Source organism: Lysinibacillus sphaericus (assembly GCF_006864135.1).
Taxonomy (GTDB): Bacteria; Bacillota; Bacilli; order Bacillales_A; family Planococcaceae; genus Lysinibacillus.
Window position 1 is genome coordinate 62,082 of sequence record NZ_SADV01000005.1, and the last position, 14,568, is coordinate 76,649.

Genomic DNA, 14,568 nt, shown 5'->3' on the forward strand with positions numbered 1-14,568 from the left:
AAAGCCCCTCCTTTCTAAACAACTGGGTTTCTCGCTAAATTTCCAATAGCTTCTCTAAAAGCATTTGCAGCAGCTTGGCAGGAAGATTGGCTACCACTTAATAAACCGCCACCGAAATTGGTTTCAGATGGTGGACCAAAGAAAACCTTTAGTTCTACATCTGCAGCCTTTAATGCCGCATCTAAACCGACTACAGCCTCAAGGGGCGGTGCTATTAAATAAGCAAGGGCTGTTCCAACCTTAACGTTTGCTAGCTCAGCCAGATACGTACCACAGCTCGCTACAGTATGTGCAAAAAGAGCATGGCTTTCATTTTGAAGAATGGCTTCAAAATACGTATCAAACTGAATTTTCTGCTGAATCGCATCAAAACCACTGCGTATTTCATCCGGCGAGCTACCAGCAATGATGCCAATGACCTCACCAGATAATGGCCCAGATGCATGTGCCGCTCCAGCATAAAAGCTTTTTGCATAAACAACATCAACATCTGCTTTTTTCGTAGCCTCGTCCAACGCTACATATCCAACATCATCTATTGTTAGCGTTACGAGTCCAATGCTATTGTGATATGGCTTTAAATCTAATTGCTCTGCTAATTCATTATTCACTCTTGGAATGATTTGCATTGCCAAAATTTCTGCCATAAGTTTTTGAGGATTCATTGTTTGCCCCCTAACCTTCTTGTGCCACAAGACCTACTCCACTTGCCTTGTAATGCAATATTTTTTGAACGACTGTTCCTAAATAAGCACCTGCCTCTAATGGCGGGATACCACCTTTATGAATGTTCGAAACGACCATACGATCAGCTTCTACTGTGCCAATTCTAGGTTGATAGCATATATAGGCACTCATGGACTCAGCCGATACAAGTCCAGGGCGCTCACCGATTAAATAAACGATCACTTCTGCTTGTAAAAGCTCCCCAATTTCATCCATAAGGGCAACACGCCCTTTATCAATATAGAAAGTAGTTCCTATTTCAATATTTAAATTGCGAAGACTTTGCTGTAAGGCTAAGTATACGTCTTGCACATTTTCTTCAATCGCACTTGCACTTAATCCGTTAGAAATAATGATTTGTACTTTTGGATTTTTTGTACATTTAGATTGAATAAGTATCTTTGATTCTTCTGATAAACGACGACCTAAATCTGGTCTAGTAATGTATTCTTCCTTATCTGTCACTCTTGTTGTTACTTGAAAGACATCAAGCTTTTGTAGTAGCTCTTCTGTTACTTCTCCATATACCGCATCTACTGCCGCTGCATGATCGAGTCGGAACTTTAGCCAAGTTTTTGTTTTAGGCCTTGTCCCAGCTCTTCCAACACCAATTCTTGCTGGTGTATGCTTTTTAGCAGCTTGAACACTTTCAGACACTTCATCCTCTTCAAATTTAAATTCTGTGATAGGTACTGCAGTATAAGTCGATTCATCATTACTTGCGCTGTAATATGATTGTTCATGATTACTTGATTCAGTATGATAAAGCTTAATTAATGGATCATTTGATTGTTCTATTGTGCTCGGGCTTGCTACTTCATCAGTACCATTAGCATTAGCTACCGTATTGTGAAACTTAATAAGTGTTTCCTTGTGGTTTTCTGTTGGCACAGCTGTGTCATGAGAAAACTTTTCTGACGCATTATTGCCCATCTTTTCCATAACTAACTGTGTAATCATCGATACTAATTGTTCATTCAATGGATTCACCTACCTTTCAAATATAGATAAATCGCCAGCTCTTGCAGATAGACGACCATTTTCATAGATGCCCATTTTTTCTAACCACGCTAGATATTCAGGAGCTGGTTTTTTACCAAACGTTTGAAGTAATGTTGCGACATCATGGAAGCTCATTGACTGATAGTTCAGCATGACATCGTCGCCCATAGCGGCAGCGATAATAAAGTTGACACCAGCTGCTGTTAGCAAAACACTTAAATCTTCAATATCATTTTGGTCTGCCTTAATATGGTTTGTGTAACAAATATCCACGCCCATTGGGAGACCGTGCATTTTACCCATGAAATGATCTTCAAGGCCAGCACGTATTACCTGTTTGTTATTGTATAAATACTCAGGTCCAATAAAGCCAACAACCGTGTTCACAATATACGGATTAAAATGTCTAGCAAAGCCGTAATTGCGCGATTCAAGTGTTACTTGGTCAATACCCATATGTGCCTCAGCAGATAGCTCCGAACCTTGTCCGGTTTCAAAATAGAATAAGTTCGGGCCAGTTCCTGTTCCGTGCTTTTTCACAAGCTCTTCTGCTTCTCTTATTAAGTCAGCAGAAATGCCGAACGAGCGATTGGCAATTTCCGTTCCAGCAATACTTTGGAAAATCATATCGGCTGGCGCCCCTTGTTTAATGGCTTTCATCTGTGTTGTAATATGTGCTAACACACAGTTTTGTGTAGGAATCGACCAATCATTGATAAACTCCTTTGTGGCTTGCAATACTTTTTTCACGCTTTCAACTGAGTCATCAACTGGGTTAATCCCTATGACCGCATCGCCAATACCATAGGACAATCCTTCTTTTAATGAGGCAATAATACCGTCAATATTGTCTGTTGGATGATTGGGCTGCAATCTTGAGGAAAGCGTGCCCTTTTGTCCGATCGTAATATTACAAGTTGACAGTATTTCCACTTTATTGGCTGCATGGACGAGATCTAGGTTGGACATCAGCTTTGTAACCGCCGCAATAATTTCTGAATTCATGCCCTTGCTTAAGCGTTTTAATTCCCGATCGCCTGTTTCATTGGATAAAATGTATTCTCTTAGTTGCTCGATACTCCAGTTTTTAATTTCTTCATAAATTTGCTCATTAATATCACCTTCAATAATGCGTGATACTTCATCATTTTCAGAAGGAACTAATGGATTTTCTCTTATATCCTTCACTAACAGCTCACTTAAAACGGCCTTTGCCGCAATTCGTTGCTGTACAGATTCAGCCGCAATCCCCGCTAGCTGATCTCCTGATTTTTCTTCATTGGCCTTAGCCATTACATCCTTTAATGACTTGAAATTATATTTTTCTCCACCAAATATCACCGATAGATTCACATTCATCCTCCTTACTTTGAATGGAAAGCAAGTGTTTTTATAACGACTGGGACAACACCAGATGGTAGTACATGTCCAATGTCAATATAATCACCTGTTTCTACTTTGATTTGATCGATGCAAATGATGGGAACTGTTCGATTGATCGCTTGTATCGTTTGCCCAATAACCTTTGCATAATCTGATTGAATGACTATGATAATTGGTATTTCCTTGGAGCTTCTCATAGCTAAGTGCTTCAAAATGGCCTCACATAATGTATGGACATCCGTGAAGCTTAAATATGGTAAATGACTAAAATAAAGTGCAAACGGAGAACGATTCTCCTGTATAGAAAATAGTGCATCTGCTCGTGCAACGGCTATTTTCACCGCATCGTCGAATTCTTTGCTGTGCGTATCCATATGGCAATTGAAAACAGGTACATTTTTTAAAGGTAATACTTCCGCATCTACTTGAATCGTTGCACCACTGATCTCGGTTGTTTGCGTACCCGCACCCGTCACTGTTGCCCTTGCTGTTTCCTCTGGTTTTAGCCACAAAAAGGATTGTAGCTGTTCATGTTCTAAAAGCTTTTTTGCCAACCTTTCACCGATATCATCATACTGACGATTTGTACATTCATTTTCATAAATACAGGCGGCTACCCCACCGGAAAAAACGAGTGCATCAATCGGATTATCCCAAGTTGGCAAATGTCCTAGCAATAAAGGATGCTGTTCGTCTGTTAATTGTCCGCTTAGCGTCATCGCTACTATATCCGCCATTTCTTGGATTAATTGTGTAACACGTACATCCTCTGCTGAATCACCAACCTTTAATGGCTTTGACCATCTCTCCATTAGTTTCATAATGGGTGGCGAAATCGATTGGACAACGCTATTCTGAAATTCTATAAGTCTTCCACCGACATGCAATGTACACGTACCAATTACTTCTCCAAACTGCATTACCGCAATATTTGCTGTACCACCACCAATATCGATGTTAGCAATGATTTTGGCAGTATTTTTTGATTGCTGTAATGTACCTGCGCCTTTTGCTGCAATGATACCTTCCAAATCAGGTCCGGCAGTAGCGACTAAAAAGTGTCCGGCTGAATCTGCAATCGCATGAACAACTTCGCTAGCATTTTCCTTTGTTGCAGACTCGCCCGTAATGATAATGGCACCTGTTGAAATATCTGCTGGTGCAATTTGGGCCAATTGATATTGCTGAAAAATAAATTGCTCGATTTTTTCCATATCGATAATTTCTTTATTGATAAACGGTGTTTTAATAATAGGACTTTGATGGAGAACTGTTTTTTCAATAATTTCTATTCGGGGCACATGCGTTAAACCTGCAACGTTTTTCAATAGAAAACTACTGACAACCATCTTTGTTGTACTTGTACCAATATCAATGCCTGCACTATAAATTTTTTCTGTCTTCAACTTACTCTCCCCTCTCGCCACTTAAGGGACAATACATGAGATAAGGACTATCACGATCCTTTACAAACTGACGAATTTCTTCGTCAGAATTGAGCTGAATAAGTGGCGCAATAAACTCAATACCAAGCTTTTGCCACGAAGAGGTTTTCACAATCGGACCATGCGTCATGACATTTTGTAATAACGCTTTTGCTCTTTCTACATCTGCATGTGGTGCATCAATTTTTGTCATAACACCAATTTGTAATTTAGGAATTCCTAAGCTAAATTGCGGAGGAAAGACACTCTTTGATGAGGTGGCATCCTGCAAATAAATTACATGTGTCACTTCAAGCGATGTTGCCATAATGTTTCTGTAATACATCGGATTTTCTATATATTCTCCGGGTGTATCAACTATCCAGTCATCATAAACGAGCGCCTGTGTTTTATTGGCTTGTCTATCTTTTCCCAATAACGCATTCATCAGTGTCGACTTACCTGCTTGCACACCACCTATAATCATTACTCGATTTTTCATACGGCACATCCTATGACTTCGTTATTTTTGATGGCGTATAGCCTAGCATCTCTGATAAAAAACGATTAATCTCTAACATCGCCATTTCAACCTCGGATACACTTCCAACAATAACGAGACTGCCAGTAAATCGATCTAGAAATCCTAGTTTTACATTGGCTGACTTTGTCGCTAAATCTCCTGCGATAATCACCGTCTCACTCGGTGTACATGTCATGATGCCCAGTGCACCTGCTTCTTGAATGCCCAGCTTTTGAAACATCTCAGGATCAGGATTTGCTATTAGATGACTCAATGTTAGTTGCTTACCTGGAACAAATTCCTGAATAAACCGTTTCTTTTCTTCACTCATACGTCATCACCTCTTTCAAGATTTTCATTTGTTAAATATTCACCTTCTTTAATAATGCCTGCCTTGCGATCCTCTTGTTCTAGCCTTAAAGCTGTTGGAACAGATAACTTATAGGCTAAAATAATAGCGATCACACCCGCTAAAAACTTACCTGTAATAACAGGTAAAATAATTGTCGGTTGGAAGTTAGCCGTAAACGATAAATGGTCTCCTAGAAGGAATGCTGAACAAACTCCAAAGGCAATGTTAATAACCTTATCTTTAGGTGGCATATGTCGAACGAGTGTAAACATGGCTAAAATATTAGCAATTGTCGCTAAAATACCTGCACTTCCTACTGATGATAAGCCTAATTTTCCACCTACTGCTTCTAGAGGTTTCGATGCATATTTTCTAATTAAGTACACCATTGGGAATGCTCCCGCTAGCATAATACCGATATACCCAGCAGTTTCTAATGCCCGAAATTGATCGACTTTATCTGCCATGATTGGATCAAAGCCCCATGCGCCGAAAATCTTTGTAAAAATACCTGTGAAAATTTCGACAATCGAGAACACTAGTACTAGCTTGATAGCAGCATCCATCACGCGTCCAAAAATCATGAAGCCTTTGATCATACCATTTGGAATTAGCTTGAGACCTAACGCGATTAACACAACGAAAATAAATAAAGGCAATAAATTGATTAATATTTGTAAAACTGAAATGGCAAAAACATATGTTGGTTCCGCTGTTGTACTAATCACTTCACGAACATCTGTATTAAATGTCACAATCATGATGGAAGAAATAAATGCTCCAATCGGAATTGTTAAAACCCCCGCCATAATACCTAAAGCCATATATTTATGATCTCGCTTATCTAACATGGCAAGTCCCATCGGAATAGAGAACACGATTGTTGCGCCTGACATAAATCCGACAACTAGAGCCATAACCCATCCTTCATACGACTCTTTTAACGCATTCGCTAATTGGTATCCCCCCATGTCCGAGGCTAAAATTGTCGTTGCTGCAATAGCTGGATCAGCACCAATCAATTCAAAAATCGGACTAATAAAATGACTTATAAACCACGTTAAGTAAGGTATAGCAGCCATGATCCCTGCAGCAGGTACAAAAATATGTCCAACCGTATGAACACCATTCATAAACTCTTTCCCGATTCCATATTCAGCATCTCGAATTGCTCCGATTGCTCCTAAAACTGCACAAATCATAATAATATAAACGATAACCGTTCCTATCATTGCCATCCTTATCATCACCCCTTTAGTTTTGCTAAAAAATTTTGTTATTTATAAAAAAAAAGACGCATTAAAGAGGAAATCTCTTTAAAGCGTCTTTGCTTTAACTATTTACTTGTAATGAATTGATAATGCGCCTTGCAATAAGTACCATTTCCTGTTGAGTTTGCATACTCTCACTGCGAATTTTTTTATAAGCCTCGTCCTCACTAAGGTTTTCTGACTGCATTAGCAAACCTTTTGCTCGTTCGATTATCTTTCGCTTTTCTATTTCTGTTTGTGTATGCAGCAATTCCCCATTTAGACGATTAAACTTATCAATCTGATGAAACGCCACTTCTAATGAAGGAAGAACATTTCTTTCGGAAAAAGGTTTCATAACATAGCCTAAAATATTGTCCTGCTTCATGTACAGTAACAATTCTTTTTCACTATAAGCTGATATAAATAGCACCGGTATACCGAGTTGCTGTTCAATAATTTTGCTTGCCTTTAAACCATCTAGCTTTGGCATTTTAATGTCCATTAAGATTAACTGTGGCTTATGTGTAAAAGCCAACTCAATTGCTGATTCTCCATTATTCGCTTGTGCTACCACTTCGTAGCCGTTATCCTCTAGCATAAACTTCAAATCAATTGCAATAAGCGACTCATCTTCGACAATCATAACTTTCCTAGTCATTTAGGATAAATACCTCCTCACTTACAGGGAACTGAATATGAGTATGTGTACCTTGTTCGCTAGGGATAATTGAAAATGTGCCAGCTAAATCATATTCAACAAGCCTTGTAATAATCTCCATTCCGAATGATGCTTTCACCTCTTGCATTCCAACGCCGTTGTCGGAAATATAAAGTGAAATAGAGAAAGCATCCTGTTGAAATTGAATATCGATTGTACCCTCCTCACGACCAATAAAAGCATATTTCAGTGCATTTTGCAGTAGCTCACAAATGATTAGCGCGAGCGAAACAGCTTTTTTAGAATGACAAAATAACTGTACATTATCGTCATGAAAGATTAACTGAATAGATGGTGTGTTGGATGTCCCAACCATTTTATGTCCAATTTTTTTAGACAACGCGATAACGTCTACTTTCTCTTCAGCGTTATCCTCATTTTCTAAAATAAGCTCATAAACAGATGAAATACTATATATTCGGTTTAATGCCTCTTGAAATGCACTTGCACTACAAGCTGACAAGTCATTTCTCATTTGCAAGCGCAATAGACTTGTAACGGTCTGTAAATTATTTTTCACGCGGTGGTGAATTTCTCGTATAGCAAATGTTTTCATCATTAGTTCATTTTCTTTCAGCTTTAGCTCTGTAAGATCGTGAATAATGAGGAGTGTCACTTTATCGTTTTGATCACGAATAGGAATTTTCTTTACAATAAAGGATTTACGATCAATCGTAATTTCTAAGAAAAAGACATCATCGCCTTTATCATAGACCTCCTGTAAAAAAGGTAAAATCTTATTCAATGCAACGTTGTCAAAACGTTCTAGCCCTGATAGTTCCGATATAAATCGGTGACCCGCAGGATTGCTATAGATCACTTTGTTTTCATGATTTGTGAGAATAATGGATTCTACAAGCAAATCAGAAACCACTGGAATCGGTTGAGAATTTGGCTCTACAATATGCTCAATTAATGCAAAAGGCATATGTCTAAAATCATCTATAGGTGTTGTTTGCACTTCCACCTTTTTTTCCTGGATTAACACTGCAATAACCTGTTGTTGGTCATTAAAGAGAGGGACAACGTTTTGTTCAACCGTTATACCTTCCTGTGTGATTGCTCGAGTAATTGATGATTTTTCTTTATTTTTAAACGCAGCAAATACTGCAGGTTCGAAGCTTTCAAATACAAATTTGCCAATTACGGATTTTTCGTATAAGCCATTTTTTGTTTTTGGGAAAGCCTCTGCCACAACAATTGCATGTGGTAAGTTTTCCAGCATACAATCTATGAACATATAACAATCTGTCAACTCAGCATAATACGATAATGAAGCTTCTATTTCTATTAACTTTTCTACATCTGTTGCAGATAAGCTCGTATATTTTTGGCACACCGATTGAATGTTCGACAGGCTCAAACCCCCTATCACGGAATAACCAAATGTTGATTTTGATTATTCTTAAAATTCTTGTCATCATTATAAACCTTTTGCAAAATTATTTTCAATATAAAAAATAATTTATTTTAATAATTTTCGTTGCATTACAAAGAACTATATAGCGTAAAAGAGAAATATTCAACACTTTTTTTCAACCTCATCATTATCTCGCGATAGAAATGTTATTTTAATATACAAAAAAGCGAGCTTGCATCAGATGCAAACTCGCTTTTTTCTACTTAATTTCTGGTGTAACGGCTAATATATTTTCAAATGTTTCACGTTGCTTTGCTTCTTCTTCATTTAACAAAATATGAATATCTCCATGGTCGTTTGAAGTACGAATTAAACGCCCCATTCCTTGCTGTAAACGAAGTTGCATAAACGGTAATTCCACTTCTTCATATGGATTTTCAGCAAATGTACGTTTCGCATCAAATAATGGATCATGTGGAGGGAAAGGCAAATCATAAATAATAACTCGTGTTAATGCCTCCTCTGGCAAATCTAGACCTTCCCATAAATGATAGGAGCATAATGTTTTGATGGTGCCTTCTTGGAAATCACGCACAATTCCTGATAGTTCGCGGTCCCCCTCAAACGCTACATACATCCGTTCCATAAGAGGTAACTCTGCTTTGAAATCTAACATTGCTTGTTTTGATTTAAATAAAACTAATGTTTTTTCACCGTCACGTAATAGCTGTTGAACACGCGCCGTTTTCCCTTTTTGTGATAGCTCATGTAAATAAATTCGCATAACTTTTTCATAATCGAATGGTGATGGAACAGAAAATGATTGATAATCACGGATTCCTAAGCTATAAGCAATATAGGAAAAATCTTTGTTGACTGATAAAGTTGCTGAAGAGAATATTATTGGAAGTTTTTTAGAGAATAATTTTTCTGCTAAAACTTCTGTGATGAGGCGGGGCATAATTACGAGCGTTTCCTCTCCATCAGTTTCCTCTAACCAATCGACTGCATCTCCCTGCGCTATGAAAATACGTAAGGATGCCTCGTATTGTTCTAAATACTCCTCTGCCATATTTAATTCATACTCTGGAATCATATACATTTCAGATTCAAAGACAAGTTCCTCGAGTAATGTTTCAACATCAGCAATAAGTTGTTTACCGTATTTCAATAAATTTGGCGATTTATTAATACGTTTACGCTCTTCTTCAGAAGCTACTAGATCATCTCGTAGCTGGTCAAAAAATAACTCATGGTCATCTTGTAATTTTTCCATAGCATATAATGTACGTTCTCGCACACCATCTACCATTAAACGCTCTAACAATGTAACAATTGTTGTCGCCTGTACTTTATACGTCATTGCTTTTTGTGCGGCATATTCTAATAAATGGCCTTCATCTAGCACAATCATTGACACTTCAGGCAATAAAGCTAATTGCCCTTCACGTTCACGAGAATCCTTTGTAGCTAAATGTTCCATTAAAAAATCTTGTGAACAAATAATGAGATCCGCCGATTTACGATAATGTGCACGATGTAATGTTTGACCACATCGATTACGCAGGTCACATACTGAACACTGCATAATCGAGTTGTAGTTTACTTTTTGCCAATCTTCATCACTGACAGTTGGATAATCACTACGCTCACCATAAGGTTGTATAGCAATCATCGAGCCCTGTGCATATACTCCATCAGGTATAGAAAACGCAATATCGTCGATCCATTCATCGGACACCACTTTTTCAGCTTCCTCAAAACGCTTTAAACATAAATATTGATCTCGTGACTTTGCTAAGCGAACATCAATTTCAAGACCTAACGTTTTTTGTAGCTTATAAATATCGCCGCCCTCTTTTACTAGCTGATCGATTAAAGTTTCATCAGCACATGCGATCAGAGCTGGTTTTCCAGTATAACGTGCATAGGATACAGCTGGTAGTAAATAGGCAATTGTTTTTCCAGTCCCTACACCTGCCTCAGCAAAAAGCACGTTTTTCTCTTTTAGAGCCTGCTCAATTTGATAGGCCATAAAAATTTGTTCATCACGACACTCAAAGCCCTTTTCTGGTAATTCATCGTAAAGGACGTCCCCCATCCAGTCACCTAATGACTCAAAAAATGAGCGGTCCTTCGTTAATACAAATGGTAAAGATTTACGCAATTGTCGTTCCCCCTCTAACTATCTGTTCCTATTATACGCGACGAAACGGAAGATAAGAAAAAATCTTATCTTCCGTTACCGTTTGTTAATCTCTTTTAGACTTTTGTCCCCAGAACTGGTAATAATTTGTTTCAATAAAGCCATTGAATAATTTACGCTTCTTCGTCGATTGACGACCGTACAATTCCTCAAAGTTTTTCATTGAAGATAACATGTATACAGACCAAGTCGGATAGTTTTTCATGACTTTTCCTAAATCACGAATTACCTGTTCCACGACTTCGATGTCACCAATACGCTCTCCGTATGGGGGATTACCAATCAAAACACCATCTGTTAGCTGTGTTGTAAAATCACGTGCTTGCATTTGCTTGAACGTAATCATATCACCAAAGCCCGCTTCTAGTGCATTTTCTTGTGCAATACTCACCATACGATGATCTATATCAGACCCGATAATTTCTAATGGTTGATCGTAGTTCGCTAAGCTATCCGCTTCATCTCGCGCTGCATCCCAAATTTTTGCCTTCATCCATGGCCAATTCTCTGAAATAAACTCACGATTATAGCCCGGTGCAATATTTTGGCCAAACATTGCTGCTTCTAATGCAATTGTACCTGAACCACAGAATGGATCAACGAATGGTCGATTCGGATTCCACTTTGAAATTTGTACGAGTGCTGCTGCTAATGTTTCTTTTAATGGTGCTTCACCCTGTGCTTGACGATAACCACGCTTATGCAAGCCAGCACCCGAAGTATCAATAGTAAGTGTAGCCACATCTTTTAAAATTGAAACTTCTATTTTATACGTTGCACCTGATTCATCTAAAAATCCTAAACGCTTATAATGTTGTTTCATGCGCTCTACAATTGCTTTTTTAGTAATTGCCTGACAATCGGGTACACTAAATAATTTGGATTTAACAGATTTCCCCGATACTGGGAAAGCTGCATCAACTGGTAAGTATTTTTCCCAAGGTAGCGCTTTTACACTTTCAAATAACTGTTCAAAAGATTTAGCAGGGAACTGTCCCACAACGATTTTTACTCGGTCAGCTACACGTAGCCATAAGTTTGTCCGTGCAATGGCCGTTTCGTCACCTTCAAAATACACTTTGCCGTTATCGACTGTTGTTTCATAACCTAATGCCTGTACCTCTTGTGCTACAATCGACTCTAGTCCCATTGCTGCAGTTGCTACTAATTTATAGTTTGCCATACACTAATTCCTTCCTTGATGTTCAATTTCCCAATACTCCATAAACTCCATAAGTTCGTGAAGTGGCAACGGTTTGCTGTAATAATAACCTTGAATTATATCACAGTTCATTTTACGTAGTATATCCACTTGTTGTGCTTGTTCTACACCTTCAGCAACAACTTTCATTTTTAGACGATGCGACATTTGAATAATTGCATCCACTACTGCCTGTTTTTCATCGAGTGAGCCAATATGCTGAATGAAGCTTCGGTCGATTTTTAAATAATCAAGGGGGAAGCGAACCAAATAACTAAGAGATGAATAACCTGTCCCAAAATCATCAATAGAAATTTTAAAGCCCATTTTCTTCAGCTGCACAAGCTTGCTAACCGTTTCATTAGCACTGTTCATCACAGTACGTTCTGTAACTTCGATTTCAAAATTGTTAGCAGGCGTGTTATAACGCTCTAATATTGACTGAACAGAGTCTAAAAAGTTTTGTTGCTTAAAGTGAATACTTGAAATATTAATAGCAACTGGCGTTTTGTAGCCACATTGACGCATCTCTATAACTGCCTCACAAGCTTTTTCTAGGATCACTTCACTTAAAGGAATGATTAATCCTGTTTCCTCAGCATACGGAATAAATTCTGCTGGAGAGACGAACCCTAGTCTTTCACTATTCCAACGAACAAGTGCCTCTAGCCCTTGAATTTCTTCATTTTCCATAGATACTTTAGGTTGGAAATGCAGATGAAATTCCCGGTTTTCGATTGCTCTTCGTAGTTCTGAATCTAATAATAAAACACGCTGTGAGTCAGTCTTCAATTCATCAAAATAAAAAGCATAGTCGTTAAGGCCATTCTTTTTTGAATAAGTCATTGCCTTGTCAGCGCAATGAATCAATTGCTCCGTTGCTTCACCATCTAATGGATACATACTGATACCAATACTCGTAGAAATAAAAATATCTTGACCATTAATATCCAAAGGCTGTTCAATAATTCCAATAATTTGTTCAGCAAAATTTGCGGCTTCTTTGGCATTCTTCACGTTTGTTAACGTAATAATAAATTCATCACCGCCATATCTAGCAATGATATCTTTATTTTTCAACAATGTTTTTAAGCGCTTTGCCACTTCTACTAGAATGGTATCTCCGACCGCATGACCTAACGTATCATTAATTTGCTTAAATCGATCTAAATCTAAAAAATAGACTGCATGCTGTACTGAATGAGAAATAGTAGAAGTTGATTCTAGTAGATTATCCATTCTTTCAATATATGCAAATCGATTTGATACATCCGTTAATGAGTCAGTTAATAAACGCTTTTCTAGTTCATTTTCTACTATTTTTCTCTCAGACAAATCTGTGAAAATACCACAGTAATTTGTAATTTCTCCCTCATCGCTGGTTATACCAACAATTGTTAACCATTCTGGATATACGTCTCCGGTTTTACGACGATTCCATATTTCCCCCTGCCAATTGCCTTCTTGTCGTATCTTTTGCCACATATCTAAATAAAATTGCAATTCATGAACACCTGACTGTAGTACGGCTGGCGTTTTTCCAATCACTTCATTACGCTTATAGCCGGTAACAAATTCAAATGCAGGATTGACCATTTCTATTCTTTTCTCTTTATCCGTAATCATGATGCCTTCAGATACATTTTCGAAGATTTTTGTTATTAATGCAGTAGGATATTTGGAAATCGAATTTAGCTTCTCCAGACTATCGTTCACTCCGTTCATGTTTCCGCTCCATCCTATCTCTCTTTACTACCCTCATTTTTCAGAAAAGCGCTTTTGCGTCAGTCTACTCGTATGTAGACAATATGTACATCGTTGCGATAATAGTTTATTAGATGTTTATGTTTCGAATCGTAGTGACAGGGGCATGACCAACAGTGTACAGCCTTATTCTCAAACGTATATCGCTCATGTCTAGACATGATTAACAAGTAACTTTTTCTTACTGTATTCAAAAGAAAAGCTCTCCACCAAGTTGGAGAGCGCTTGTCATTTCATAATAAGCATCAAAAAATTCCATAAGCCATGTTTTGTTCCCGAGTACTCAAACAGCTATCGCCTCGTACGACCGGGTAGTAATCATCTATCTACAGAGCCAGCTCTGTCCCTCTATCCGTTCAATTCCTTCAAGAGAGTGCCCCTACCATAATTTGGGTTTCTCACTCGTGGGGTTTACCTCGTTCCACCTTGCATGTTTCCAAGCAAGCTACGTCACTGTGGCACTTTCAGGAAGTTTCAACCATATCATTAAGACTTAGGTTTTCCTTCCGCCGTCAGCCTTTACAGCTGCCTTACCTTATTTTTTCAGTAAGCACGAACACTACGGTCATCTCAGAACCGTGCGAGCATGGACTTTCCTCTACGACGTCTAGCGCCGCAGCGATTACCAGAATTTCATGATGATAAAAAGATTATAC

12 protein-coding genes and 1 other RNA gene are annotated in these 14,568 nt (G+C 38.2%); all 13 read right to left on the minus strand.

The window, feature by feature from the left end; genetic code table 11:
• Nucleotides 1-14 precede the first annotated feature (14 nt).
• Complete coding sequence (gene eutL, locus C7Y47_RS07875) at nucleotides 15-665, minus strand: ethanolamine utilization microcompartment protein EutL (protein WP_142508276.1); 651 nt, start codon at nucleotides 663-665, stop codon at nucleotides 15-17.
• A 10-nt stretch (nucleotides 666-675) separates the two neighbouring features.
• Nucleotides 676-1,707, minus strand: coding sequence for an ethanolamine ammonia-lyase subunit EutC (gene eutC / locus C7Y47_RS07880; RefSeq protein WP_142508277.1), 1,032 nt, complete (start codon nucleotides 1,705-1,707; stop codon nucleotides 676-678).
• 9 nt (nucleotides 1,708-1,716) lie between these two features.
• On the minus strand, nucleotides 1,717-3,087 hold the full coding sequence (locus tag C7Y47_RS07885; RefSeq protein WP_142508278.1) for an ethanolamine ammonia-lyase subunit EutB: 1,371 nt from the start codon (nucleotides 3,085-3,087) through the stop codon (nucleotides 1,717-1,719).
• 5 nt (nucleotides 3,088-3,092) lie between these two features.
• Nucleotides 3,093-4,517, minus strand: coding sequence for an ethanolamine ammonia-lyase reactivating factor EutA (locus C7Y47_RS07890; protein WP_142508279.1), 1,425 nt, complete (start codon nucleotides 4,515-4,517; stop codon nucleotides 3,093-3,095).
• Between the two features lies 1 nt (nucleotide 4,518).
• Complete coding sequence (locus C7Y47_RS07895) at nucleotides 4,519-5,037, minus strand: EutP/PduV family microcompartment system protein (protein WP_142508280.1); 519 nt, start codon at nucleotides 5,035-5,037, stop codon at nucleotides 4,519-4,521.
• Between the two features lie 10 nt (nucleotides 5,038-5,047).
• Nucleotides 5,048-5,389 (minus strand): ethanolamine utilization microcompartment protein EutS, encoded by a 342-nt coding sequence (gene eutS, locus C7Y47_RS07900; protein WP_142508281.1) that lies wholly within the window; start codon nucleotides 5,387-5,389, stop codon nucleotides 5,048-5,050.
• Nucleotides 5,386-6,648 (minus strand): ethanolamine utilization protein EutH, encoded by a 1,263-nt coding sequence (eutH, locus tag C7Y47_RS07905; RefSeq protein ID WP_142508282.1) that lies wholly within the window; start codon nucleotides 6,646-6,648, stop codon nucleotides 5,386-5,388. The genes eutS and eutH overlap by 4 nt, the downstream gene beginning before the upstream one ends.
• Nucleotides 6,649-6,742: 94 nt before the next feature.
• Nucleotides 6,743-7,321, minus strand: coding sequence for an ANTAR domain-containing response regulator (locus C7Y47_RS07910; protein WP_142508283.1), 579 nt, complete (start codon nucleotides 7,319-7,321; stop codon nucleotides 6,743-6,745).
• Entirely contained in the window at nucleotides 7,314-8,744 is a 1,431-nt protein-coding gene (locus C7Y47_RS07915) for a sensor histidine kinase (RefSeq protein WP_255505079.1), read from the minus strand. The genes C7Y47_RS07910 and C7Y47_RS07915 overlap by 8 nt, the downstream gene beginning before the upstream one ends.
• A gap of 256 nt (nucleotides 8,745-9,000) precedes the next feature.
• Nucleotides 9,001-10,908 carry an ATP-dependent DNA helicase gene (locus C7Y47_RS07920; RefSeq protein WP_142508284.1) on the minus strand — a complete coding sequence of 636 codons (1,908 nt, stop codon included), beginning with the start codon at nucleotides 10,906-10,908 and terminating at the stop codon, nucleotides 9,001-9,003.
• Nucleotides 10,909-10,993: 85 nt separating this feature from the next.
• On the minus strand, nucleotides 10,994-12,130 hold the full coding sequence (locus C7Y47_RS07925; RefSeq protein ID WP_142508285.1) for a THUMP domain-containing class I SAM-dependent RNA methyltransferase: 1,137 nt from the start codon (nucleotides 12,128-12,130) through the stop codon (nucleotides 10,994-10,996).
• Between the two features lie 3 nt (nucleotides 12,131-12,133).
• The gene (locus C7Y47_RS07930) at nucleotides 12,134-13,873 is read right to left on the minus strand and encodes a GGDEF domain-containing phosphodiesterase (RefSeq protein WP_142508286.1); all 1,740 of its coding nucleotides are present in this window, start codon (nucleotides 13,871-13,873) and stop codon (nucleotides 12,134-12,136) included.
• Between the two features lie 292 nt (nucleotides 13,874-14,165).
• Nucleotides 14,166-14,546: RNase P RNA component class B (gene rnpB, locus C7Y47_RS07935), an RNA gene on the minus strand.
• Nucleotides 14,547-14,568 lie beyond the last annotated feature (22 nt).